The organism is Pseudomonadota bacterium, assembly GCA_036141575.1.
Classification (GTDB): domain Bacteria; phylum Pseudomonadota; class Alphaproteobacteria; order UBA2136; family JAPKEQ01; genus JAPKEQ01.
Map to the genome: position 1 here is coordinate 1 of JAYZXF010000009.1, position 23,818 is coordinate 23,818.

At 45.4% G+C, this 23,818-nt stretch carries 25 protein-coding genes; 10 read left to right on the plus strand and 15 right to left on the minus strand.

Features of this window, described 5'->3' with window-relative positions:
• The 4 genes from VX730_04205 to VX730_04220 all read left to right on the plus strand — a co-directional run.
• A partial coding sequence (locus VX730_04205; protein ID MEC9291585.1) for a S1 RNA-binding domain-containing protein occupies positions 1-628 on the plus strand: 628 nt, incomplete at its 5' end.
• Between the two features lie 33 nt (positions 629-661).
• On the plus strand, positions 662-1,549 hold the full coding sequence (gene sppA / locus VX730_04210) for a signal peptide peptidase SppA (protein MEC9291586.1): 888 nt from the start codon (positions 662-664) through the stop codon (positions 1,547-1,549).
• A 30-nt stretch (positions 1,550-1,579) separates the two neighbouring features.
• Entirely contained in the window at positions 1,580-1,858 is a 279-nt protein-coding gene (locus tag VX730_04215; GenBank protein MEC9291587.1) for an integration host factor subunit beta, read from the plus strand.
• A 61-nt stretch (positions 1,859-1,919) separates the two neighbouring features.
• Positions 1,920-2,252 carry a LapA family protein gene (locus tag VX730_04220; GenBank protein MEC9291588.1) on the plus strand — a complete coding sequence of 111 codons (333 nt, stop codon included), beginning with the start codon at positions 1,920-1,922 and terminating at the stop codon, positions 2,250-2,252.
• Positions 2,253-2,256: 4 nt separating this feature from the next.
• Here the strand turns inward: VX730_04220 and VX730_04225 are convergent, their stop codons facing one another.
• Entirely contained in the window at positions 2,257-2,640 is a 384-nt protein-coding gene (locus VX730_04225; protein MEC9291589.1) for a helix-turn-helix transcriptional regulator, read from the minus strand.
• Between the two features lie 427 nt (positions 2,641-3,067).
• Entirely contained in the window at positions 3,068-4,048 is a 981-nt protein-coding gene (locus VX730_04230) for a hypothetical protein (protein MEC9291590.1), read from the minus strand.
• 99 nt (positions 4,049-4,147) lie between these two features.
• On the opposite strand from VX730_04230, the gene VX730_04235 reads away from it, so the two are divergent.
• Positions 4,148-5,041 (plus strand): hypothetical protein, encoded by an 894-nt coding sequence (locus VX730_04235; protein MEC9291591.1) that lies wholly within the window; start codon positions 4,148-4,150, stop codon positions 5,039-5,041.
• On the opposite strand, the gene rlmN is transcribed toward VX730_04235, so the two are convergent.
• Positions 5,022-6,155, minus strand: coding sequence for a 23S rRNA (adenine(2503)-C(2))-methyltransferase RlmN (rlmN, locus tag VX730_04240; protein MEC9291592.1), 1,134 nt, complete (start codon positions 6,153-6,155; stop codon positions 5,022-5,024). The two genes, VX730_04235 and rlmN, sit on opposite strands and share 20 nt — an antisense overlap.
• A gap of 254 nt (positions 6,156-6,409) precedes the next feature.
• On the opposite strand from rlmN, the gene ychF reads away from it, so the two are divergent.
• Together ychF and VX730_04250 are read left to right on the plus strand one after the other, a co-directional pair.
• A complete protein-coding gene (gene ychF, locus VX730_04245; protein ID MEC9291593.1) occupies positions 6,410-7,507 on the plus strand; it encodes a redox-regulated ATPase YchF in 1,098 nt (365 codons plus the stop codon).
• A gap of 373 nt (positions 7,508-7,880) precedes the next feature.
• Positions 7,881-8,639, plus strand: a complete 759-nt coding sequence (locus VX730_04250) for a hypothetical protein (protein ID MEC9291594.1) — start codon at positions 7,881-7,883, stop codon at positions 8,637-8,639.
• Positions 8,640-8,732: 93 nt separating this feature from the next.
• On the opposite strand, the gene VX730_04255 is transcribed toward VX730_04250, so the two are convergent.
• The 6 genes from VX730_04255 to petA all read right to left on the minus strand — a co-directional run bounded on the left by VX730_04255 (position 8,733) and on the right by petA (position 13,389).
• On the minus strand, positions 8,733-9,206 hold the full coding sequence (locus VX730_04255) for a hypothetical protein (GenBank protein MEC9291595.1): 474 nt from the start codon (positions 9,204-9,206) through the stop codon (positions 8,733-8,735).
• Positions 9,207-9,604: 398 nt separating this feature from the next.
• A complete protein-coding gene (gene thpR, locus VX730_04260) occupies positions 9,605-10,186 on the minus strand; it encodes an RNA 2',3'-cyclic phosphodiesterase (GenBank protein MEC9291596.1) in 582 nt (193 codons plus the stop codon).
• A complete protein-coding gene (locus VX730_04265; protein ID MEC9291597.1) occupies positions 10,173-10,760 on the minus strand; it encodes an NUDIX hydrolase in 588 nt (195 codons plus the stop codon). Before VX730_04265 ends, thpR begins: the two co-directional genes overlap by 14 nt.
• Before the next feature lie 149 nt (positions 10,761-10,909).
• A complete protein-coding gene (locus tag VX730_04270; protein MEC9291598.1) occupies positions 10,910-11,632 on the minus strand; it encodes a cytochrome c1 in 723 nt (240 codons plus the stop codon).
• Between the two features lie 19 nt (positions 11,633-11,651).
• Positions 11,652-12,836 (minus strand): cytochrome b N-terminal domain-containing protein, encoded by a 1,185-nt coding sequence (locus VX730_04275; protein MEC9291599.1) that lies wholly within the window; start codon positions 12,834-12,836, stop codon positions 11,652-11,654.
• A gap of 10 nt (positions 12,837-12,846) precedes the next feature.
• The gene (gene petA / locus VX730_04280) at positions 12,847-13,389 is read right to left on the minus strand and encodes a ubiquinol-cytochrome c reductase iron-sulfur subunit (protein ID MEC9291600.1); all 543 of its coding nucleotides are present in this window, start codon (positions 13,387-13,389) and stop codon (positions 12,847-12,849) included.
• A gap of 159 nt (positions 13,390-13,548) precedes the next feature.
• Here petA and VX730_04285 point away from each other — a divergent pair, with 159 nt between their 5' ends.
• Positions 13,549-14,406, plus strand: a complete 858-nt coding sequence (locus VX730_04285; protein MEC9291601.1) for a histidine phosphatase family protein — start codon at positions 13,549-13,551, stop codon at positions 14,404-14,406.
• Positions 14,407-14,445: 39 nt separating this feature from the next.
• On the opposite strand, the gene VX730_04290 is transcribed toward VX730_04285, so the two are convergent.
• From VX730_04290 to fliF, 6 genes are all read right to left on the minus strand, one after another.
• Positions 14,446-15,882, minus strand: a complete 1,437-nt coding sequence (locus tag VX730_04290) for a sigma-54 dependent transcriptional regulator (protein MEC9291602.1) — start codon at positions 15,880-15,882, stop codon at positions 14,446-14,448.
• Positions 15,883-15,908: 26 nt separating this feature from the next.
• Positions 15,909-16,673: a MotA/TolQ/ExbB proton channel family protein gene (locus VX730_04295; protein MEC9291603.1), complete on the minus strand. Its 765-nt coding sequence runs from the start codon at positions 16,671-16,673 to the stop codon at positions 15,909-15,911.
• A gap of 23 nt (positions 16,674-16,696) precedes the next feature.
• Positions 16,697-17,023: a flagellar motor switch protein FliN gene (gene fliN / locus VX730_04300; protein ID MEC9291604.1), complete on the minus strand. Its 327-nt coding sequence runs from the start codon at positions 17,021-17,023 to the stop codon at positions 16,697-16,699.
• Between the two features lie 232 nt (positions 17,024-17,255).
• Positions 17,256-18,119: a hypothetical protein gene (locus VX730_04305; GenBank protein ID MEC9291605.1), complete on the minus strand. Its 864-nt coding sequence runs from the start codon at positions 18,117-18,119 to the stop codon at positions 17,256-17,258.
• A complete protein-coding gene (gene fliG / locus VX730_04310) occupies positions 18,106-19,170 on the minus strand; it encodes a flagellar motor switch protein FliG (GenBank protein MEC9291606.1) in 1,065 nt (354 codons plus the stop codon). Before fliG ends, VX730_04305 begins: the two co-directional genes overlap by 14 nt.
• A gap of 1 nt (position 19,171) precedes the next feature.
• Positions 19,172-20,740 carry a flagellar basal-body MS-ring/collar protein FliF gene (gene fliF / locus VX730_04315; protein MEC9291607.1) on the minus strand — a complete coding sequence of 523 codons (1,569 nt, stop codon included), beginning with the start codon at positions 20,738-20,740 and terminating at the stop codon, positions 19,172-19,174.
• A 401-nt stretch (positions 20,741-21,141) separates the two neighbouring features.
• Here fliF and VX730_04320 point away from each other — a divergent pair, with 401 nt between their 5' ends.
• The gene (locus VX730_04320) at positions 21,142-22,305 is read left to right on the plus strand and encodes a flagellin (protein ID MEC9291608.1); all 1,164 of its coding nucleotides are present in this window, start codon (positions 21,142-21,144) and stop codon (positions 22,303-22,305) included.
• A gap of 949 nt (positions 22,306-23,254) precedes the next feature.
• Positions 23,255-23,818, plus strand: a 564-nt coding sequence (locus VX730_04325; GenBank protein MEC9291609.1) for a ribonucleotide reductase N-terminal alpha domain-containing protein, incomplete at its 3' end; no start/stop codon positions are given.

Below are 23,818 nucleotides of genomic sequence, written 5' to 3' on the forward strand. Positions count from 1 at the left end.
TACTGTTCGCAGTGTCACTGACTTTGGTATCTTTGTAGGTCTGACTGAAGAGATCGATGGTCTTGTACACATGTCTGACATCTCTTGGGAGAAATCTGGTGAAGACGCTCTATCTGAGTACAAGAAAGGCGACACTGTTAAAGCAGTCGTTCTTTCTGCGGACGCAGATAAAGAGCGCGTATCACTTGGTATCAAGCAAATGGGTGAAGACCCAATGAAGGCTGTTTCAGGTGCATTCAAGAAGGGTGCAACAGTTACTGGTAAAGTAACAGAAGCAGACGACAAGGGTATTACTCTTGATATCGGTGGTGAAATGCCTGGCTTCATTAAGCGTGCTGATGTAGCGCGTGAAAAAGCTGAGCAAACGCCAGAAAACTTTAACGCAGGTGATGAAGTAAGCGCGAAAGTGCTTTCTGTAAGCGCACGTGATCGTCGTGTGAACCTGTCGATTAAAGCTCTTCAAATCGATGAAGAAAAAGCAGCTGTAGCTGAGTACGCTTCATCTTCTGAAGGTGCTGCAACTCTTGGTGACGCACTTGGTGCGGCCCTTGCTGGTGCAAAAACTGATGAAGAAAAGCCTGCTAAGAAAACAGCAGCTAAAAAATCTACAAAAAAATCAGCTGAGTAAAGCGTGAGCAAACTCGTGACTACTTTTGTAGAAATGAATCAGAAAAACCGTCCGAGACGTCTCGGGCGGTTTTTCCTTATTGGTTTGGTTGTTCTTGGTCTGTTTATGTTTCTTGGAAGAGAAGCTGGTCCAAACAAAGCTGAACCGCATATTGCAACACTTCGCATTGAGGGCATGATCCTTCAGGATCTTGCGCTTGAGCAAACGCTCAAAGAAATTGAGACCAACCCGAATGTTAAGGGTGTGATTGTTTATGTGAACTCTGGTGGTGGCACCATGACTGGTGGCCTTTCACTCTATCAGGGTCTTAAAAATATTCGCGAACAGAAACCTGTTACCGTGCTTATGGGTGATATGGCAGCTTCAGCTGGTTATATGGCTGCACTTGGTGGTGAGTATATTGTGGCAAGTCCTGCGACACTTACTGGGTCTGTAGGCGTGTTTATGCCGCTTGTGGATGCCAGTGGTTTGATGAAAAAACTAGGTGTGACATCTGCTATTGTTGAAAGTGGCGACCTAAAAACGGCGACGCTTCCTGTGCAAACACGTACGCAAAAACAAGATGCTTACTTACAAGATATGGTGATGGATTTGCAGGACCTGTTCATGCAGGTTGTGTTGGAAAATCGTCAACTTACTGAAACGCAAATGAAAACGATTTCAGACGGCCGAGCAGTTACTGGAAGACAAGCGTTTAAGTTGAATTTGATTGATGCCTTAGGGACCCAATTTGACGCTCAGAGCTGGATTTTTAATACCAAGAATGTTGACAAAAGCCTTCCTTTTGTAGAGTATGTGTGGGCTGAGGAACACTCACTACTGAAGCAGTTGTTGATGGGAAACTTAAGTGAATCACAACTTGCTGTTTCGTTACTCGCACATATAGGGAATACGCTGAGTGCCTTAAGTTTGCCTCAGTAGAAATAAATTTGTAAAAAATAAGAGAGCATTATGACAAAATCTGAACTTGTTCAAAAAATGGCTGCGCAAAACCCAACATTGCCAATCTCTGATATCGAGCTTGTGGTAAACACAATCTTCGAAGAGATTTCAACGGCACTGGTTCGTGGTGATCGAGTTGAACTTCGTGGGTTTGGAGCTTTTAGTGTTCGTGAACGTGAAGCTCGTGTTGGACGTAACCCACGCACTGGTGAATCTGTTAAGGTTCCTGGTAAGCGTGTACCGTTCTTCAAAATGGGTAAAGATCTTAAAGAGCGTATCAACTCTTAGAGAAATCCAAAAAAGGCGCTCTGTTATTACAGGGCGCTTTTTTTATGTTAGGCTATCAGCTATGGAACCAATGAAAAAAATAACAGCACTTCTGTTCTCATTTGTGTGTATTGCCCTGTCGCTTTGGGTTGTCGCACATAACCTGAATCACACAACTCTCTCACTTGGCTTTATGAGCTTCTCTCAGCCGCAGTGGGTCTGGATGCTTGCTTCAGCTTTTGTTGGGTTCCTTCTGACGGCACTCGCATTTCAAGCGCGTGTACTTCATCTTAAGTTTCAAATGAGACAGTTGAGGAAGAAACTGCTCCTTCAAGGAAAAGTTGCGCCTAGGAATGAAGAAAGCCTTGGTGACGAATCACCAAGGCTTTCAAAGTTAAATAAACTAAAGAACTAAAAGGTTATCTTTTTGCGAGCTGCTTGATCATCTCAAGCGCTGTTTTGCGAGAACCTTTATCTTCGATAGCGTAGTATGCAGCAATCAGCTGGCCTGTTTCTTTATTGCTTAGGTTTTCAAGATCTAGACCTTCAACCTTTTCTGCTACCGCAAGCCCACTTTGTTGTGTGCTACCGATACCATCAAAAAAGAAACTTACAGGTACTTTAAGGAATTTGGAAACAGCGTATAAGCGGCTTGCTGATACACGGTTTGTTCCGTTTTCGTACTTTTGTACCTGCTGAAATGTAATACCGAGTGCAGATGCCAGTTTCTCCTGGCTTATACCTGCAAGCATACGACGTTGTCGAATTTTTTGTCCAACATGAATGTCGACTGGATCTGGCATAAGTCTCCTTGCTATTTTGGGCATCTTCTTCTTCCTTCTCTTCCTCTTATGGAAACGGAAGGCGCAATCCGGATGCCAATTCGAAGATCGACTATAATCTAAAATATGTCTGATGAAAAGCGAAAATTTAATTTTGTTTTAAAAATCAATGATTTCTACTAAGTGTGGTAGGTTGATATTTTGTCTACAATCTGGAATTGCCAGCTTTGTATACGGTGTGGAAGGTTAGGTTGTATGATCCATTCTGTAACACGTCATGTTCTAAAATGGGACAACTTTAAGGCGAGTTTCTTACGAGTTATTGATTCAATTGAGATTATTCGGAGATGTGAGTGTAGAGGATGCAAAAAATAAATCCCAAAATGAAACAAAAAACCTCCCCCACGAATGGGAGAGGTTCTTTTTCGATGAAGAGGGGGATCAATTTTTAACGAAAGATCCGAGGCAGGATAATTACACACCAAAGGATCGCAAAAAATATGAGGATAAAATCCCCATCATTATCTTTTTCTGATGTTTGATCTTCGGTTGCTTGTTCTGCAGACTTTGCAGCTTCAATGCTTGCACGCAGCTCCTCTTCAACTTCAGCCAATTGATCTTGGTATGCCTCAGGCTGCCCGGCAAAGGTGGTGAGCATCAAGCCGCTGTTTTCATCACCGCCAGCATCATCTGCATAGTCCAGAATCACGCCTGTGTCCCAGTCAATGATTTGGCCTGTGTTAAAGTCAGGACCATCAAAGCGCTGAAATGTTGGTTCAATCCATTCGCCGTTTTCAGCAGAAGGGGCTTCACCAAGCTCTTCAAAGCTGATGCGAACCATGGCAGCATCACTGCTGCGGTCATGATAAATCACCAGTTCACGTTCCCAGTTAATGACGCGCACGTAAGTCCGTGTATCACCATCTGCTTTGAACTTGAATTTGTGCACGGTAATGGCACCATTGGCTTCGGTCGGTTCAATGACCTTGGCCCGAGCAAAGAAAGCCGCCTCAGCATCTTTCATGGCTTGAAGTTCAGCCAGTTGTAGGTTCAGTTGCTCTACTTGCGTGGTGAGTGCGGCAACGGCTGCGCTCTTGTTTTCAATGGAGGCAACAAGTGCATTTAGTTCTGCGGTTTGTTCTTCGAACTTGTTGTACTTGATAGCTTCTAGCTCTGCGATAGCGCTTTCCAGTTGTGCTTTCAGGCTTTCAGCCTCTGCAATCGCTGCAATGGTTGCGGCTTTGCGTATTTCAAAGCTGGCAAGTTCAGAGTTTTGCTCATCCAGAATTTGCTGGTTGGCAGTCACTTGAGCACTTAGCTCTGCAAGCTCTCTTTGCAGGCGTTCTTTTTCGCTCTCACCGCAGGCGGCCAGTAGCAAAGATGCACCAAGGGCCAGCGGCAGAAGCGTGCGTTTCAATGAAAACTTCATGAGAGAGTTCTCCTTATATGGTAGAAAGGGAGGGGAAAGATGTAAATTACACTGTGTATACATTGCTGGGACGGGCAAAGTCAAGGAAGATTGCTTTATATGATTAATTGGATAGCGCTTGCGCTGATTTTTAGTTTTATTCGAACTGGCTTTACCATGCTAAATGAGTGGGCCAAACTTCCGGGTACGGTCATGTTGGTTTGGCGTGGTTTTTGGCCATTTATTTTTATGACGCCTGTTATGTGGCTGATTGAGATGCCTTCTGACCCTAAGTTTTACCTCTTTATTGCTGTGAATGCGATTTTTGCAGCCATCACGGATGCAAGAAACTTTGAAAGCTCAGCACGCTTTGGGGGAGGGGTGACCTTACGCTTGCAACCTGTTTCTCTGGTTCTTGTTTTTCTGGCATGGATTGCTGTTTCAGCAGAGCAACGCGCTTTGGTTATGAGCCATCCGTATCATATGTTGGGCATTTTAGGGTGTCTGGCGCTTGGTGCTGTGGCACTTTCCCATCTCAGACATTGCCATGTATCTAAGCGTGCGTTTATGTATCTTTTGCCAACAGTCGCAGTTGCTCCGTGGATTGATGTATTTAATAAACTGGCGATGGATACCGTTGGAACTTGGCATGCCGTGGTGACATATATTTGGTTCCAGAGCGGCCTTATGACAGTGATGGGCATTGCCTTTTTAGCGATGAAACAAAAAGCTCATTTGAAAGCGGTATCTCAGGTGAGTCAGCAGCACCTTGCTTTTGGATGTGCCATGGGGGTAATTCTGGTGTGTGCTGGCCTAAGTAAGAATAGTTCTATGATGCTGACGCCAAATCCAGCCTATGTTGCAGCAATTGCTATGGTGTCACCCCTTTGGGCAACACTTTTGTATAAAGCCATTGGAAAAAAAGAAGAGGCCAATGTGGTTATGGGCCTCCTCTTTGTGTTTTTTATCACCTTGATGCTCTTGATTGCGGGGCTTATCCCTCAGGCTGAATAGCAACCTTCACTTTTTGAGCATCTGTTCCGTACTCAGCAATAACAGATGGGTATTGGAGTGAAACCGTGTTCTTCTTGCTTGATTCACTACGGAGCTGGCCGCAGGCTGCAAGAATATCTTCCCCACGTGTTTTACGCACGGTGACATCACATGAGTATTTCTCAAGGATACGTGCAAACGCATGCATGCGGTTGTTGCTGCTGCGCTCAAACGGGCTACCTGGCCATGGGTTAAATGGAATCATGTTAACCAGTGATGGAATGCCATCAATCAGCTTACCAAGGGCATGAGCATGCTCTTCTGTATCGTTGGTATGGCTCAGCATGACGTATTCCCATGTGATACGTCTGTGAGACTTAAGAGGATATGCACGGACAGCTTCAATGAGGTCTTCAACAGGGTACTTCTTGTTGATCGGCATAATCTTAGTACGTGTCTCGTTATCTGGAGCGTGGAGTGAAACCGCAAGGTTCACACCAAGTTCGCCCACCTTAGCAATATCAGGCACCACACCTGATGTAGAAACAGTCAGCTTACGGCTACTCATGTTAAAGCCATTTTCGCTCATAAGAACGCGCAAACTTTTAAGCACGTTATCTGTGTTATAGAGGGGTTCACCCATGCCCATAAACACAACGTTGGTGACTTTACGTTTGTTGCCCAGCCATTCACCTAGTTGACGTTTTGCCAGGTATACCTGTACAAGAATTTCTGCTGCCGTAAGGTTGCGGGCAAGGGCTTGGGTTCCTGTATGGCAGAAACGACAAGTCAGCGTACAGCCAACTTGAGAGGACACACACAGTGTGCCTCGTTCGCCTTCAGGAATGAAAACAGTTTCAACTTCGTGTCCGTCATGGAGTTTAAAGAGCCATTTCACAACGCCGTCGGTTGCTTTTTGCTCAGCTGTGATTTCAGGGAGCTCAAAGCTTATCACCTCAGCCATGCGGGCACGGTCATCCTTTGAGATGTTGTTCATCTCATCTGGGTTAATGACGCCTTTATCAAAAACCCAATCGCGGGCTTGTGAGGCACGAAATTTCTTTAAACCAGCCGCTTCAAACGCCTCTTTTAGGCGCTTTGGCGATGTATCAAGGATGTGTAATGTATTTTCCATGCCCTTGATGTAAGGTGTTTCGCTGCTTTTTACAAGGCGTAAAACGCTCCTAAATGGTTTATTTACGCAATTTTTTTGTTTTAATCAGCTTTCGCAGAGCGCATGTATGCCTGATACACTTACGCTTCCACGACTTCTTAAAACAAAAAACTTATCGTAAAACGCTGATAGACAGCTTAAATACATTTATAAATCGTTTTAGCTGTGCTATTAAAAGGTGCAAATATAGTTTGAAAGTAAAGGACATACTCGTCATGGGATTTAAATGCGGCATTGTTGGCCTACCAAACGTAGGGAAATCAACACTTTTTAACGCACTGACAGAAAGTGCTGCGGCAGAAGCTGCAAACTACCCATTTTGTACCATTGAGCCAAACGTAGGTACAGTGGCTGTTCCTGATAGTCGCCTTAACATCCTTGAAGGCATTGTAAGCCCAGAGAAAACAATCCCAACACATATTGAGTTTGTAGATATTGCTGGTCTTGTTGCGGGTGCAAGTAAGGGTGAAGGCCTTGGGAACCAGTTCCTTGCTAACATTCGTGAAGTGGATGCCATTGCACATGTGGTGCGTTGTTTTGAAGACGATAACATCACGCACGTGGCTGACCGTGTAGATCCTGTAAGCGATATTGACGTGATTCACACAGAGCTAATGCTGGCTGACCTTGCAAGTGTTGATAAAATGATTGAGAAGGATGCTAAGAAAGCAAAAAGCGGTGATAAAGAAGCAAAGAACCGCATTAGCCTTCTGACGAAATACAAAGAAGCTCTTGAAGACGGTAAAATGGCGCGTATCGTTGAGCCAACATCTGATGAAGAAGAAGTGGCACGTCAGCTAACTCTTCTGACAACAAAGCCAATCTTCTTTATCTGTAACGTAGAAGAAGACAACGTTGCGACAGGGAACGACCACAGTAAAGCTGTTGAAGCTTACGCAAAAGAGCATGATGCAAACGCTGTTGTGGTTTCTGCTGCCATTGAAGCTGAGCTTGTTGGCCTTTCTGGTGAAGAGAAAGGTGAATTTCTTGAAAGTCTTGGCCTTGAAGAAGCAGGCCTTGCTCGTGTGATTCGTGCAGGTTACGACCTTCTTGGTTTGATGACATACTTTACAGCAGGTGTGAAAGAAGTACGCGCTTGGACTGTGCGTGAAGGCAGTACAGCTCCACAAGCAGCTGGTGTGATTCATACAGACTTTGAAAAAGGTTTCATTAAAGCTGAAACTGTTGCCTACGATGACTTTGTAAGCCTTGGTGGTGAAAGCGGCGCGAAAGACGCTGGTAAGCTTCGCCAAGAAGGGAAAGAGTACATTGTCAAAGATGGTGACATTATGCACTTTAAGTTTAACGTCTAAAAACATTCCTCAGCAAACCTGCAAATTGGTTTGCTGCTAAGAAAAAGCCTGCTCATGTATTTCATATACACGACGCGGGCTTTTCTTTTTGCAAATACAATTTTCGGAATTCCTGAGAAACGTTTTTGAAGAGCTGTAAAACTGATTTTATTTTCTATTAGCATAGTGCTAGCCTAGAGGAGTGTGAGGCGAATAGCCGAACCAAAACCTTCAGAGGTTTTGAGCGATTTAAAGCATTAAAAAACAGGACGGAGTATTGTTTTTACAAAAATAGCTTTAAACCAAGATATTGTTTTGTGAGCTATCGTCTTTTTGAAATAGCGAAGCGTATGAAAAAAGCGAGAGCGTAAAGCAAAGAAGAAAAGGGCAATTTATGAAAAACAATTTCCTAAAAATTGTGGCTGTGTTAAGTGTATTGCATACAGTATCTTTTGCACGTTTTAGCTGGGGAGAACCAGATATGTTTTGGGGCAAGCCCAAAGAAGCCAAAAACACACATGTAATCATGCTGCATGGCATTTTGAAGAGCGATTCGCATATGCGTTGGCTCGAAAAGGCTTTTGTCAGAAAAGGCTACATTGTTTCCAATGTGAATTACCCAAGTACCAAGAAAACCATTGAAGAGCTTTCAGATAAGTTTCTGCGCCCTGTTATTGAAAGTAGCGAAGCAGAGAAGATTGTTCTGCTGGGTTACTCTATGGGTGGCTTGTTGATTCGCTCTTATCTTTCAGGTGAGGTTGATCCTCGCATTGAGAAGGTGCTGATGCTTGGGACACCCAATGGTGGTTCTGAGATTACAGACTTCTTGAAGGATACGCCAATTCTGGATGCGTTTTATGAACGTGGCTTTGGGGTTGCGGGTCAGCAGCTGGGTACCATTGATAACGTGGCCAAAAACTGGACATTGCCTGAAACCATTCAGTACGGTGTGATTGCCGGAAAGTGGACTGTTGACCCTGTATCGAGCGTGTTTATTTTGCCTGGGCCGAATGACGGCAAGGTGACGGTGGAAAATACCAAACTACCAGTTAAGCATGAGCATGTTGTACTTCCTGTCAGTCATATGTTTATGCCGCAAGCCCGAAAGGTCATTAAAGCAAGCCTTCGCTTTGTCCATAAAGGGCACTTCTAAAATCGAAAACAAAAACAGCCGCCTCATTGGGCGGCTGTTTTGCATTATGCAAAAGGAAAGGGACAAGCGTAAAGCTTGCCCCAATCAATCGATTTATTGTGCCACACGACGTGCAGACATGGTGTTTTCGCCTTCTTGGACGAAATACTGGTTGCCGTCGAGGGTTGTGATCAGCAGGCCGTTGACAATGTTGCCGCGGATATTCATCCGTGCAGAGGTCACGCCATCGGCTGTGAATTCACGACCAATCCAGCTACCACGACCATGACAGTCTTCACCGTTTTCGGAGAAAACCAGAACGTAGGAGTCGGCACCGGAAGTGACGTGCTTGTGGAAGTTCTGCGAAACTTTCCGCTTCAAAGGGAAGCAGCCGTTGCGCTGATTGAAGGGGCCGCCCTGCATGCGCAGGTGCTGACCATTTTCGTTGAACACAGCGTTCATCGAATCAGCAGCAGAATAACCAGCAGGTACAACCTGCGGATCGGTCAGGCCTGAGCCGTTGTTGCCAGCGATGCCAGCGGTTGCGGTCAAGGTCAGAGCGATTGCAGTTGCGATCAGAGTTTTCATGGCGTGTTTTCCTTTGTATGTAAAACGCCGAGTGCATCTCGTAATGGTGGAATAGATGCAAACAAGAGGACCCTCCACAGGGTTGTGAGATGGTAGAACGGAGCACATAATTGGCGGTAAAGCCAAAATGTAAATTTAAAGCCTTACCTCATATTTGTTTATGTAGGGGGGAGTTAATAAAAAATCAACATTTAGCTGACATTTGCAGTGCTTGCTCTCAGCGCTTCATTTTCCAAATATAAAATTTATAAAATAAAACGCTACACAAGCGTGTGTCTTGGCCTAAAGCTTTTTATGTCTATCCATCTCGCGCGAGATGGATAGAGTATGCTTTATGCCGCTCAAAACCTCTTAAGGTTTTGGCTCAGCCAGATGGCTTCGCACTCGTATAGGGTACGTTATCCTATAAAGTTGTAGCGCTCTTCAGGTAGGTAGACCTTGTGGCCGTTTGCATCATTTTCTGTTTGGTACAGGTAGTACTTTGGTGCTGTAAATGTGAGAGCAGGTACATGAGGAAGGTTTTGCATGATATAGGCAATGTCCTCTTCGCTCACATGCTTAAGTCGCATAAGCGTAATGTGTGGCGTGAATGTGCCTTTAAGTGGCATGCCTAAGTGCTGTTGCACAACCTTATCCAAGTTGTTCTGGAAACTTATAAGGGCATCGCTATGTTTAACACCAGCCCAAATGTAGGTTTGGTTCTTCACTTGAAAGTAACCAATTTTTCCAAGAGTGAGTGGAAAGCTTTTAAAACGAGAGTTTTTGAGATGGGCGTCAATATCGCTCACATCAAAGCGTGTTTGGTAGCCCATATATTTAAGAGTGATGTGCAGATTATGGTCTGCAGTGAGGGTCATGTTTTCCCATAGGTGAGGGGGGATGGAGCAAGAGATAAGGTGCTGAGCCTCGATTAAGGCTTCCTGAATATCATCAGGAAACTTGCCAAGGCCCAGAAACGTATTCTTTTTAACTGTCACCATGCTCCCGAGCGTATTTGAAAGCTTTTTTGATGACAGGCAGAGCTTCATAGCTAGCAAGTTGGCCTTCTTCGGCAAGCTTGACAACTTCGTCTTCTGTGTAGAAAGTCCAGCCCACCATTTCTGTGCTGTCTTTCAGTTGAGACACTTCACCATCAGAAAGCATGTAAACATAGTCAAAGGCAAGGTGATCTACATCAGCTTGTTCAAAGTACTGTTGCTTTTGCTTGAGCTTGATGCTGACTGTTGTCTCTTCCGTGAGTTTTGTGTGGTCAATTTTAATAGAGCACTCTTCAAACACTTCGCGGGCAGCACCTTCGGCAACAGATTTGTCACCACTATCAAGGTGGCCACCTGCGTACCAAAGTAAACCGGCTTGCTCAACGCCTCTACGGGTCGCTAGCATCATTTTATCACCATGAATCATGATCACCCCACCAGAGAGGCTGTAATGCGTCCACGGGCTAATGTAGTGCCAGTCGCGCTTATAGATAAGCTTCAATACAAGTTGCGCCAGTTTGTAACGAGTACTCCCTGGCGCAATACGTAAGCCTTTTTTACTGTTTTGGTCACCCATAAGTTATCCTAATTTTTTATTTCTTTGAGGAGCCCTTTCTTCCTTCTTACATCTTAAGTACATTTCAGTACTCTACGTCTTAGAAGGAAGAAAATTCTCTCTCAAAACAGTCTGTCGCCTTTAAATAAAATTTAAGACAACTGAGTTGTTTAGTGCACATCCTTCCAAATTTGGCGCTTCAATGCGTAAGCAAGCGCTGTGAAGATCAGAAGGTAAAGGATGATGTAAACACCAAGCTTCTTACGTGCAAGAAGCTCAGGTTCAGCAGTCCATTGCATGAAGTAAGCAACGTCGCGAGACATTTGCTCAACAGTCGCCTCTGTACCATCGTGGTACTCAACCTGACCATCGTTAAGTGGTGCAGGCATCGCAATCACGTGACCTGGGAAGGCGTGGTTAAAGTAACCGCCATCTGGTAGGCCGTCTTTAAAGTACTTAGCGTATTTTGCTGGAACATCGTCTTCGTAACCTGTGAGTAGTGCAAATGTGTAATCTGCACCAAATGGACGTGCTTTGTTCATCAGAGATAGATCTGGAACAACTTTACCGTACACGGCTTGCGAGTCTTCTTCGCTCAGCTGCGAGATCAGTTTATCGTTGATACCAAGGTCCATCTCAGCAGCAAGTGCTTTCGCGTCTGCTTCAGTGAACTTGGCTTTCATCAAGTTACGGTGAGAGATGTATTTAAAGCTGTGGCAAGACAGGCAAACCTGCGTTGCTACCGTGTAACCACGCAGCAGCTGGTCTTTATCCCAGTCCGCAACAATCCCTTTAAAGCCCCAATCTTGTTCAGTTGGTTTTGGAGTACCACCTGCTGCAAATGACATCACAGGAAGTACAGTTGCAAGAGCGAGTGTAAATAGTGTTTTCATGTTTTTATTCTCCTTACTCTTACAAGCTTTTTGGTACTGGCTTTGGTTTTTCAATCTTGTTTACCAATGGTAAAACAAGGAAGAACGCAAAGTGGTAGAATGTTGCAAGGCGACCAATTGTAATGTAGATGCCTTCTGGTGGTTTTGCGCCAACCCAGCCCAGTACAAACATGTTGATGAAGAAAAGAATCAACAGTGGGCGGAAGATTGGGCGGAAACGAGCGCTGCGCGTTTTCCCTTTATCAAGCCAAGGCAGAACAAATAGGATTGCAATTGCAGCAACCATCGCAACAACACCAAGCAGCTTATCTGGAACAGCTCGCAAAATCGCGTAGAACGGTAGGAAGTACCATTCAGGAACGATGTGTGCAGGTGTTACCATTGGGTCTGCAGGGATGTAGTTATCTGTGTGACCAAGGTACTCAGGTGCGTAGCACACCATGAATGTGAATGGGATCAGGTAAACCCCAAGGCCAAAGATATCTTTAATTGTGTAGTAAGGGTGGAATGGAATGAAGTCCGTATCCTTCTTCAGGTCAATACCCACTGGGTTGTTTGACTTGTGCGTGTGTAGTGCCCAAAGGTGAAGGAAGACAACACCAACAATCACAAATGGTAGCAGGTAGTGTAGTGAGAAGAAGCGGTTTAGCGTCGCGTCACCAACACTGTAGCCACCCCATAGCCAGATCACAACGTGCTCACCAACAAACGGGATAACCGATAGTAGGTTGGTAATGACCGTTGCACCCCAGAAACTCATTTGTCCCCATGGCAGTACGTAGCCCATGAATGCTGTCGCCATCATGAGGAAGAAGATGATGATACCCATCCACCAAAGAACCTCACGAGGGCCTTTGTAAGAGCCGTAGTACAAACCACGTGCCATGTGAATGTAAACCACAATGAAGAAGAAACTCGCCCCAACCATGTGCATGTTACGGATCAACCATCCGTACTCAACGTCGCGCATAATGTGTTGGATCGAGTCAAACGCAAGGTTTACATCTGGTTTGTAGTGCATCACAAGGAAGATACCTGTGATGATTTGTAGCATAAGCGCGATACCTGCAAGAGAACCAAAGTTCCACATGTAGCTCAGGTTTTTTGGTGTTGGATAATCAACAGCGCTATGTTTCATGAATGAGAAAATCGGCAGGCGGTAGTCAAACCACTCGATCGCTTTTTGTGTATTACTTTTGCTCATCGTTTACTCCTTAACCAATTTTAATCATTGTTGGGCTGAGGAATTCGTATGGAGGAACCTCTAGGTTAGATGGTGCTGGGCCACGACGTACACGACCTGATGCATCAAACTGAGAACCATGGCATGGGCAAATCCAACCGTCGTATTCGCCACCATCCATAGGGACACATCCAAGGTGTGTGCAGACAGCCATAGCCACGAGCCATTTTTCGTCTTGTACGCGTGCTTCATCCTTTTGAGGGTCGAGCAGCGTTGATGCTGTATCATCTTTGCGTGATGCGTTGATCTCTGTCGCTGTACGGTGCTTAATAAACACTGGACGACCACGCCAAATAACTGTTTTTGTTTCGCCTTCAGCAATATCGCTAATGTCTACTTCAGTAGAGGCAAGTGCTTTTACGTTATCAGCAGGTGCCATAGACTTTACAAATGGTACGGCTGCGCATGTTGCGCCGGCAACACCAAATGCCGCAGTCATATCAGTTAGGAATTTGCGTCGAGAGACGTCTTTAGGATTCGTCGAGGGCTTAGCCCCTTTAGCCTGTTCCGACATAATTTTTCTTCTTTTCATTGATCAATATTTGTACAAATAAACACGGAAACTATACCGCTCTTTTGTTTATTTTCCAAGCATTTTGCCTTGCAAAAATGAGGGAGGTTTGAGATAAATCAATTGATCGTTAATCTTTCTATACGTTTTTAGAGGTTTTACATGAAGTGTAAAGAGACATTCGAGCGCATTAAGTATGCGCATAAACGGCTGTGGATCGTCCGTCATGGGCGCTCTATCGGCAATGAAGATATTTCCAATTATGGCAAAATGCCATGCACCGTTTTGCCGTTGACTGATGAAGGTGAGCAGCAAGGTCGCGATGTTGGTCAGTTCTTTTTTGATGCCGCTCATCATTTTGATTGGGTAGGGGATTTTCAGCCTGAAGTGATTGCAAGCCCGTTTAAGCGTGCGCATCATACTGGTGAACTGGCGCTTGAAACCATGGCCGCTCAAGGGCTGGATCAGCTCTTTGGTGGCCGTATGACAATTCTGGATGACTTGCATGAGCAGTCTATGGGTATTCTGGATGGTATGGGCCTTGTCCGTATGCAAAAAGAACGTCCGAAAGCCTATGCTGAGCTGTTGAAGCATCTGGAACATGACGCCTTTTCTTGGTATACGCCGCCGCAAGGTGAAAGCGGAAGCTTGAGCGAAAGTGGCATGGATGTGCACCGTCGGTTGAGGCCTGTGTGCCAGTATATCAATGACAGTGAAGCCCGGGATATTTTGAGTTTCGGTCACGGAAATACCAACCGCTTTTTGCCGCGTGATTTGCTGGGTGTGTCTTGGGAATGGTCTGAGCACCAGCCGATTGGACCCAATACTGGTGTGCGCTTGCTCTATCAGGAAAGGCCTGGTGAGCTGTTTAAGGATCATGGCTATGTCTATGAACCTTTTTATAAGCGTATCCCGAAGGGACGCGGTGGTGCTAACTTTGACGGCTACGAGCTGGGTGATGAAAGCTACGCAAAGCGTATCTATCGCCTGATCGCTGAAAAAGATGATCGTCACATTTAATGAATCGAAAAAAGAACAGCCCTTCGGGGCTGTTTTTGTTTATTGGGAAGCTTCTTTGGCGGTTTCTTCGCCTGCCATAGCGCCTGCACCTTGTGAGGCTTCATAGCTTGTGAGTTTGTCACGCAGTTGTTTGATGGTGATGCCTAGAATATCTGCAGCGTAGCGGCGGTCACCTTCACAGTAATTCAGTGTTGAAAGGATGAGGTCACGCTCAACTTCTTCCATCGTATGCCCAACCATACGGCTTGCAGGGCGGTTAGCGCCTGTTCCGCCTTCAAACATGCCACCAGCAGCCGCGTAAGCGCCAGCAGCAGCATTACCTTTAGGTGCTGCTTGTGCAGTAGGTTTATCTTCAACAGTGCGGCTTGCCGACATGGGTGAAATCATAATGTGATCCGCTGACATAACGGACTCTGTGCCCATCATCAAAATGGCACGGTGAATGGTGTTTTCCAGTTCACGGACGTTACCTTTCCAGTAACAGCCGAGAAGTTTCTCTTCAGCACTGCCGTCAATCGTAACCTTAGAAATACCGTTTTGCTCACCGTACTTATCAGCAAAGAATTGGCTGAGCGGCAAAATATCACCTGGACGCTCACGCAGGGCAGGGAGCTCAAGCATAACAACATTGAGGCGGAAGTATAAATCCTCACGGAATTTACCTTCTTCAACTTCTTTTTCAAGTGCGCGGTTGGTTGTCGCAATCAGGCGAATATCAACAGGAACACTCTGTGTTGAACCAACAGGGTCAATCACACGCTCTTGAATGGCACGTAGAAGTTTGGCTTGCAGGCCAAGGTCCATTTCAGAAATCTCATCGAGTAGCAGTGTACCGCCATCAGCAAGTTTAAATTTACCAGGTTTATCACCAAGAGCACCAGAGAAGGCGCCTTTAACATGGCCAAATAGTTCACTTTCCAGAAGGTTTTCTGGAATAGCTGCACAGTTGACGCTAATGAATGATTTGTTAGCACGTGGGCTGTTCTCATGCACAAAGCGAGAGAAGACCTCTTTACCTGTTCCGCTCTCACCACGTAGAAGCACGGTTGCGCCTGAGTTTGCAAAGCGCTGTGCATTTTCAATCAATGTGAGTGTTTTCGGGTCGCCAGCAATCACGCCTTTCGGGTTTTCTGGCTGAAGAGATTCAAAAATTGGAGCAAGTACGCTTTCATTGCTTGGTGATGAGAAGTACTCTGTAGCTCCCATACGAATGGCTTTTGCTGCATTGGCTGCAGGTTGGCTTGGGCCAATCACAATAACTGGGGCTGTGATTTTGGCACTTCTAATGCCTTCAAAGAGAGTGGGGAGGTCAGCACTTGCATCAGCAAAGATAACGCTAACAGCATGCTTACTTGCTGTTTCAAGTCCTGTCTCTACGTCTTTTGCAAGGAAAGCTTCAAAGCCGTGAGTCTTCGCCAAAGCACTTAAAGTGCCCTTATCGGCACTTAAAGTTCCAAGCAGAAGAATTGCTGGCATATATGTTATCCCCTTAGTGTCTTACCTTATTCAAACACGCTAATTCGGCTTGCTGGTGGTAGGACCGTGTTAATCATCATTTCTAGCTGTCTAGGGTTTTCCTGTTTCACCATAGACATCACAGACAAGATGTAAATATGTCTGAGCTGTGTTTCCATGCCACTGTTAAGCTCAAGCTTAGCGGCAAGTGGGTTAAAGAACATGTTTGCAATAATCGCACCATATAGCGTTGTAAGAAGGGCTACGGCCATCGCAGGACCAATCGCATTCGGGTCCGAAAGGTTTTGAAGCATCTGTACCAGGCCAATTAGGGTACCAACAAGTCCCATAGCTGGTGCAATCTCAGCTGACTTTTTAAAGATACCAACACCTTTACCATGACGCTCTTCCATTTGAGCAAGCTCGGCATGCATAATACCTTCAATCACTTCTGGGTTGGTTCCATCTACCGCCAGTGTTAGACCCTGCTTTAGGAAAGCATCTGTCATTTGGTCAACGTCTGCTTGAATGGCAAGAAGACCGTTTGCGCGTGCCTTTTGCGCAAGCTCAAGCATGTAACGTGCTTCGTCTTGTACTGGAGGTACTTTGAATAGGAGGGTTTTGAACAGAAGACCCTGCGCCTTAATAATGTCAGGGAGCTTATAACATACCGTTACAATACCAAACGTACCGGCAATTACAATCAGGATAGAGGGAACGTTAATGAAGGGGCCAATAGGACCACCCATCATAATCGCGGCCAATACAAGGCCAAAACCGACAATCAAACCAATGAGAGTAGCGATATCCATAGGGTCAGATGTTCCTTAAATTCTTATTTTTGGCTTTTTACAATTTCAGTCATCGTTACGCCGAGTTTCTCATCGACGATTACCACTTCACCACGTGCCACAAGACGGTCGTTTACGAAGATATCAACGGCTTCACCCACTTTACGGTCTAGGTCTACAACAGCACCACGACCAAGCTTAAGAAGCTCATGAATTTGCATTTTACGGTTACCGAGAACAGCGCTTACTTTAACAGGAATGTCGTAAACGGCTTCTAGACCCTGGTCAACAACTTCGTCGCCAGCAGACTCAAGAGGCATTTCTTCCTCTTGCGGTTTTTCGAATTCATTCAAATCTAGATCATCACTCATACGGAAGTATCCTTACGCATTTGGCAACCAGTGCCTTATTATTCTTATTGCTCAGCATAGAGCTTGATATCAGTATTGCATAAAGTGGGCCAAATTGGAACGTTAGAAGCAACCTGAAAATCATTTATTTGGATGATTTTTTGATTTTTTGCCCTGCTTAAGTACGTTTTATGTACATTATGCATTCCCAAAAAGAAAAAACTCAAACCTAAGCGTGCTTGCCGCACTTAACTTAATTTTCAGTCGGCTTCGGCGCTTCACTCTCAGGCGTGTTTATTTCAGATTTTTCCTCGCTCACAGCTTCATTTGAAGGTTCTGTTTGAACTTCAAAATAATCCTTTGGTAGTGGAGAGCTTTCTGGTGCAGCTTCTTGAGCTTCAGGTGCAATGTCAGCACTTGGAGCATCTTGAGTCGCAGGTTCAAGCGTTTCCATTTTATCTGTTTCAGGCACGTGAGTGGCCTCAGCACCTGCCAAAATCTCTTCTGCGTGGTGCAAGCTATGTTGAACCAGTGCTTCAACCCCTTGGTTACCCCAGTGTAGGGTGATATCACCATCTGCCAGTTGGTTGTTGGTTTCAATATGCAAATCTTTGTGAAGCTGGACTTGTTTTTCAGTAATCATCTTTTCAAGTACGTCACGGCTGGCTGCGTTAATGCGCAGAATCAAGCGTGTGTCTTCTGTGATGGCTGATTGTAGCTTTTGAACATGGTGCATGATGAGAGGGGAGAGGTTCTTCTCAAGCTCTTCACCCACAATGCCTGGCAGCATCTTTTGTAGCAGGTTGAGGGTGTAGCTCAGGGTCATGGCTTTGTATGTCTCTTTAATAGAGAGCATGTCATCAAGCTTTGTATTAATAGAAGCAATGTGCGCCTCGTAGATGTCTGAGGCTTCTTTTTTACCGTTCTCATGCCCTTCGCGCAGGCCTTGTTGGTGGCCTTGTTGTTGCGCTTGGTTTACGTCAGCATCTGTAATCTTTGGGGCAAGGGCGGCAAGGCGGGCTTCTTCAGCTTTACGCTTCTTTTCATCCTGTTTGCGCAATTCGTCCTGAATAAAATCCAGGTCAATGATATAAGGTTCGTGCTTAGATGAACTCACTATCATCGCCCTCAGACATAATCATGATCTTACCTTCATCAACAAGCTTCTTCGCCATGATAACAACTTCACCTTGGGCTTCGTCTACGTCTTTCACACGTACAGGGCCCATAGCTTCCATATCCTCGGCAAGAATCTTCGCAGCACGTTCAGACATGTTGCGCATGAAGAACTCTTTCAGCTCATCACTTGCGCCTTTCAGGCAAAGTGCCAGCTTATCTTTCTCAACATCACGCATGATGGCTTGAATACCCAAGTCGTCTGTCTTAAGGAGGTCTTCAAATGTGAACATAAGTGCGCGAATCTTCTGTGCGTCTTCTTCACTGCGTGACTCAAGAAGCTCAAGGAACTTCGTTTCGTTTGCGCGGTCAAAGCTGTTGAAGATTTCTGCCATAAGTTCGTGGCTATCGCGCTTTTGCTTGGTTGCAAGGTTGCGCATAAATTCGTTACGTAAACTCTCTTCAACGGTCTCAATCACTTCACGTGATACGTTATCCATAAGAAGGATACGTTCCATGACTTCCATCGCAAAGTCTTCTGGCAGAGCAGCAATAACGCGCGCAGCATGTGCTGGGCGAATACGAGAAATAATAACGGCAACCGTTTGTGGGTATTCGTTCTTCAGGTAGTTTGCGAGGATATCTTCACTTACGTTAGAGAGTTTTTCCCACATAGTACGACCTTCAGGGCCACGCATCTCTTCCATGATGTCGTTAACTTTGCCTGGGTCCATAACTTGCTTAAGGAAGCGCTCAGTTGTCTTCCATCCACCCATAATACCGCTGGCACCGCCACCAATGGCGTCACTGAAACGGTTAAGGACTTCTTCTACCTCAGCAGCGTTTACTTTACCGATGTTGGCCATCTCACGTGAGATGTCACGAATTTCGTAGTCATCAAGGTGACTAAACATAATTGCGGCTTTTTCTTCCCCTACGGCTAGCATAAGGATTGCTGCGTCACGGGCACCTGAGGCGCGTGCTGCTGCGTTTGAGCCCAGACCTTTTTTAGCGCCTGCTGTCTCTTGAGCTTGTGCTGCTTCTGCCATCATCTTAGTCTCCTGGGTTCATCCAAGCACGAATAACATTCATGCTTTCTTCTGGGTATTTATCAATAATGCTCACAACTTTACGAACAGTGGAAGCACGAACTTGCCCTTCAACCTTTTCAAGGTCCACCATTTCTTCAGGTGCGACATCTTCTTCGTCAGCTGCGATGATGTTACCGTCTTCACTAATCAGTGTTTCAGTGTTCACAACTTCTTGCTCACTGTGTGCTTGTACAGCATTCATGATTGGGCGAATAATCATGAAGAGAACAAGGAACATACCAATCAGCATGAGTGCGTACTCACCGAACTTGAAATAGTCTTCTTTTGTAAGCAGTGGTGCCTCTTCAACAGCTTCTTCGCTACGGTCAAATGGCATATCAATCACTTCTACGCTATCGCCGCGGGCTTCATCAAAGCCGATCGATGTTTTAATAAGGTTTGAGAATTTATCAATTTGATCTTGTGCAAGCGGTGTGTAAGAACCATCTTCTGCGTAGCGGCCTTCCATAAGAACAGCAACAGAAATACGGTTGATCGCACCTTCAGCACGTTCGTAGTGGCGAATCTTTTTTGTGATCTCATAGTTAACTGTCTCGGATGAGCCAGCGTCATTGTTTTCAGCGCTGAGGCTATTACCTGTATCGCCTTGGCCTGGAACATTACCTGTTACACCAATGGCTGGGTTGTTATCAAAGTTACGAGAGTTAGATGTATCTTCGTTTGTTTGCTGAGAGCGAATCGCTGTGCGCTCTGGGTCAAAAATTTCTTCGCTTTCTGTAAGTTTGTCAAAGTTAAGGTCTGCTGTGACTTTCACACTTACTTTGCCCATTCCAACAACACGCTCAAGCAGCTTCATGATGCTGCTCTCGTAATCTTGCTCAACTTTCATGCGCATCTTTTGTTGCGTGTTCACGATAGTGCTCATGTTAGAGCCACCAGCGCTAAGCAGGTTACCTTGTGTATCAACAATGGTTACATTGCTTGTTTGTAGGTTTGGCACTGAGGCCGCAACAAGGTGCGTAATACTTGTAATATTTTCGTCTGCCAAAATGCGGCTACCGAGATCTAGCGTTACAGAAGCTGTTGCTTCAATTTGTTCGCGGCTAAAGAGCTTGCGCTCTGGAAGAACAAGGTGCACACGAGCGCTCTTAACGGCAGGCAGAGAGCTAATTGTGCGAGAGAGTTCGCCTTCTAGGGCGCGGCGGGCATTGATGTTTTGAACAAGAGAGGTTGTGCCAAAGCCGCTTGACTCGTCAAAGACTTCATAACCTTTGCTGCTTGAGCCAACAAAACCTTCGCCAGCTAGCTGGAGACGAAGTTCGCCGATTTTATCACTTGGAACAAAAATAGCAGCACCGCGAAGTTCGTAAGGAACGTTCAGGCTTGCAATCTTTGTTGACATATCTGACGCTTCTGCTGGTGTAAGGCCACCGTATAGAAGGCTAAGGTCAGAGGCTGACATGCGCATCATAATGGTCATAAACATACCAATGAGAACCACAATTGCCACCACCAGCACGGCAATGCGGGCAGGGCCTAAATTCCTGAGTATTCGTAGTAAGTTATCCAAGGTTCGGACTCTTCTTATTCTTGTTCACTTTTAAATGTAGCACGTTTTATGCCGTTTTTTTGTGAACTCTGCGAGGTGTTCCTTATATATAAGGTCTTTCTTTAAGGGGGAGCGTTGCAGAATAGCCAGTTTACTTGAAGTTGTATGGCATGAAATGAAGATGTGTCAGGGATGTGTGATTTTTTTGTGAATAAGTTTATGTGTTGAAAAATCAGTGATTTATATGTGTGTCAGGAATTCTCTTTGTGCGCGTGTGTATAAAAAAATGTTGCAAGTGATGGCTCGCCCAGAGCTTGTGACAAAGAGTGTGGACGACACATAAAAAATCGTTCATACTTGTATGCATGATGTTTGGCAGGTAGCCAGGCTAAAATAAAATGATCCAAGTAGGAGAAATGATCATGATCACAATTAACACTAACATTAGTGCAATGACTGCCCAGCGTTACCTGGGTACAAGTTCTATGCGCAGTGCGTCTTCACTATCTAAACTATCGTCTGGTTCTCGTGTACCAAACGCTAAAGATGATGCAGCATCTCTATCTATCGGTAGTGGTCTTCGTCTAGATGTGAGTGCACTACGTTCTGCACAAATTAACGCGCAACAGGCGAACTCTATGCTTCAGATTGCTGATGGTGCTTACAGCCAAATCAGTGACATTCTGGTACGTATGAAGTCTCTAACAACGACAGCACAGTCTGACCAAATTTCTAACACAGAGCGTGGTTTCCTGGACCAGGAGTACACAGCTCTACGTAACGAGATTGACCGTATTGCCGGTACGACTGACTTTAACGGTATTCAGCTTCTTGGTGGTTCAGCGACAACTGGTTTGAACTCTGCCGGTACTGGTATTGATAACACGACTGGTTTTGTTGGTTACACGTTTGATGACAACATTGTTGGTGCGGGTGCAACGTTTGAAGTGTCTTTCAACAGCGCGAACAACGTTCTTTCTGTACTTAACACAGGTACAAACGAGTACCAGTCTCTAGACGTAAATGCTGTAGCTTCTGGTGAAACAGATTCTTACAACTTTGACCAACTTGGTGTAGAGATCACTCTAAGTGATGCGTTTGATACAACTGCTGACATTAACGCTGGCTTCGGGGGCGCGGCATCTGCTCAGTTTGATACTGCTGCTGTTGGTGGCGGTGTAGCTGCGGCTAACCTTGACTTCCAAGTTGGTATTAACAACGGTGACGTTATTAACATCTCTATCAACACTGGTAACTTTAGTGACCTTATTGGTGGTGGTACGCCAACGGATATCTCTACTCAAGTTAACGCTCAGGCGGCAACAAGTGAGATTGATACTGCGATGGATGCTGTTAACGCTGCACGTGCGGAAATTGGTTCTCTACAGAACCGACTAGACTTCGCATCGTCTAACCTTGCAACTTCTATTGAAAACACTGAGGCGGCTCGTTCTACTCTTATGGACGTTGACGTTGCGGCTGAGATCACTCGCTTTACAAGTGAGCAGGTTCTTATCCAATCTGGTGTATCAATGCTTGCACAGGCAAACCAGCAGCCTTCACTTCTTCTCCGTCTGCTTCAGTAGACCGGGACGACGTAAGGTCGAAACTTTGAAAGGCTTCCTTCGGGGAGCCTTTCTTTTTTGTTTCTTATCAGGCTTACCATCCCAGCATGCTCACGCCGTGCCTTGCGCACCTGCACCTTGCCTGCCACTGGCTGCTTTGTTTTATGTTTAGCTACCCCGCCGCATGCGCTGCATGTTGTTGCGGAAAACCCTGCGGGGCAGCATCGAAAGCGCTGACGCTTTCGGCTACGCTTTGCTTCGCAAAGTACTAGGAAACACTAGATGTACCCGCCTAGTTGAGCGCGAACCGAATAGGTGAGTCGCAGGCCTCAGGGCCTGCGGGCGGCAAAAAGAATCCTTTTGGAATTGCGGACAAGGCCAAAAGACACAAAAATTTTTTTGCTAAGATATAAACAGGGCAGCCAGTGGCTGGCACAGCGCTTGTGTGCAGGGCAGAGTGTAAGCATGTGAGGGGGGGGGGCAAGCAAAAAATTTCTCTTAAAACGCAAAAAAGCTCTTCTCATTTTTGCCTCTCTCAATATATAGTGAGGCACCTGATTCTAAAGAGGAAATCTTCTTTAAATTGTATGCCGTTTGGATGTTTTAAGGACTGCAAATTTTCTGTGCAAAAAATAAATTATCGAGCTTGACGGCTTGCTATTCATTTGTTCCCGTTCTGTAAGTGCTTGAAATTTGTCCGATATTTTTTTTATTATTTAATAACAATGGCCTGAAATTGTATTCAGGCTTAGAGTGTTGAAAAATAAGGCTCTCAGGGCAGGTACAAATTTATAGACCTTCAAGGCTATATTTAGTATGATATTTAAATCGGGGAACACAATATATAGGGGTCGGTGTTCAAATTGCCCAAAAAATGTGCAATAATAAAAAATAGACCCTCTCAGAGCTGCCTCATCTGCCCATGAGGAATCGGCGAAAACAATAAAGACAGAGCTTAGGAGAGCCACCCATGTACGACATCAAGATTGACAACTCCCGCGACGAGAACATTACTGAGTTCGGCCGCGCGACCTTGTCTGAGCGTTACCTTCTGCCAGATGAGACAATTCAAGAAGCTTTTGCCCGTGTGGCACGCACATATGCCGATGACGAGGCGCATGCGCAAAGGCTTTATGACTACATGAGTCAGCTATGGTTCACGCCGTCTACGCCTGTTCTTGTAAACGGTGGTGCAAAGCGTGGTCTGCCAATTTCTTGCTTCCTGAACGAAGTTCAAGACTCTCTTGATGGTATTGTAAGCACAATGAACGAAAACGTATGGCTGGCTGCTAAGGGTGGCGGTATCGGTACATACTGGGGTAACGTTCGCTCTATTAACGAGCCTGTAGGCCGTGTGGGTAAAACATCTGGTATTATCCCATTCCTAAAAATGCAAGATTCTCAAACAATGGCAATCTCTCAAGGGAACCAGCGCCGCGGTGCTGCTGCGATCTATCTTGATGTGTCTCACCCAGAGATCGAAGAGTTTATTGAAGTGCGCCGTCCAACTGGTGGTGATCCTCACCGTCGTTCT

What these genes read in the sequence shown, in the direction of transcription:
- sppA (MEC9291586.1), top strand. Translation starts at nt 662, where the DNA reads ATGAATCAGAAAAACCGTCCGAGACGTCTCGGGCGGTTTTTCCTTATT.
- VX730_04215 (MEC9291587.1), top strand. Translation starts at nt 1,580, where the DNA reads ATGACAAAATCTGAACTTGTTCAAAAAATGGCTGCGCAAAACCCAACA.
- VX730_04220 (MEC9291588.1), top strand. Translation starts at nt 1,920, where the DNA reads ATGGAACCAATGAAAAAAATAACAGCACTTCTGTTCTCATTTGTGTGT.
- VX730_04225 (MEC9291589.1), bottom strand. Translation starts at nt 2,640, where the DNA reads ATGCCAGATCCAGTCGACATTCATGTTGGACAAAAAATTCGACAACGT.
- VX730_04230 (MEC9291590.1), bottom strand. Translation starts at nt 4,048, where the DNA reads ATGAAGTTTTCATTGAAACGCACGCTTCTGCCGCTGGCCCTTGGTGCA.
- VX730_04235 (MEC9291591.1), top strand. Translation starts at nt 4,148, where the DNA reads ATGATTAATTGGATAGCGCTTGCGCTGATTTTTAGTTTTATTCGAACT.
- rlmN (MEC9291592.1), bottom strand. Translation starts at nt 6,155, where the DNA reads ATGGAAAATACATTACACATCCTTGATACATCGCCAAAGCGCCTAAAA.
- ychF (MEC9291593.1), top strand. Translation starts at nt 6,410, where the DNA reads ATGGGATTTAAATGCGGCATTGTTGGCCTACCAAACGTAGGGAAATCA.
- VX730_04250 (MEC9291594.1), top strand. Translation starts at nt 7,881, where the DNA reads ATGAAAAACAATTTCCTAAAAATTGTGGCTGTGTTAAGTGTATTGCAT.
- VX730_04255 (MEC9291595.1), bottom strand. Translation starts at nt 9,206, where the DNA reads ATGAAAACTCTGATCGCAACTGCAATCGCTCTGACCTTGACCGCAACC.
- thpR (MEC9291596.1), bottom strand. Translation starts at nt 10,186, where the DNA reads ATGGTGACAGTTAAAAAGAATACGTTTCTGGGCCTTGGCAAGTTTCCT.
- VX730_04265 (MEC9291597.1), bottom strand. Translation starts at nt 10,760, where the DNA reads ATGGGTGACCAAAACAGTAAAAAAGGCTTACGTATTGCGCCAGGGAGT.
- VX730_04270 (MEC9291598.1), bottom strand. Translation starts at nt 11,632, where the DNA reads ATGAAAACACTATTTACACTCGCTCTTGCAACTGTACTTCCTGTGATG.
- VX730_04275 (MEC9291599.1), bottom strand. Translation starts at nt 12,836, where the DNA reads ATGAGCAAAAGTAATACACAAAAAGCGATCGAGTGGTTTGACTACCGC.
- petA (MEC9291600.1), bottom strand. Translation starts at nt 13,389, where the DNA reads ATGTCGGAACAGGCTAAAGGGGCTAAGCCCTCGACGAATCCTAAAGAC.
- VX730_04285 (MEC9291601.1), top strand. Translation starts at nt 13,549, where the DNA reads ATGAAGTGTAAAGAGACATTCGAGCGCATTAAGTATGCGCATAAACGG.
- VX730_04290 (MEC9291602.1), bottom strand. Translation starts at nt 15,882, where the DNA reads ATGCCAGCAATTCTTCTGCTTGGAACTTTAAGTGCCGATAAGGGCACT.
- VX730_04295 (MEC9291603.1), bottom strand. Translation starts at nt 16,673, where the DNA reads ATGGATATCGCTACTCTCATTGGTTTGATTGTCGGTTTTGGCCTTGTA.
- fliN (MEC9291604.1), bottom strand. Translation starts at nt 17,023, where the DNA reads ATGAGTGATGATCTAGATTTGAATGAATTCGAAAAACCGCAAGAGGAA.
- fliG (MEC9291606.1), bottom strand. Translation starts at nt 19,170, where the DNA reads ATGATGGCAGAAGCAGCACAAGCTCAAGAGACAGCAGGCGCTAAAAAA.
- VX730_04320 (MEC9291608.1), top strand. Translation starts at nt 21,142, where the DNA reads ATGATCACAATTAACACTAACATTAGTGCAATGACTGCCCAGCGTTAC.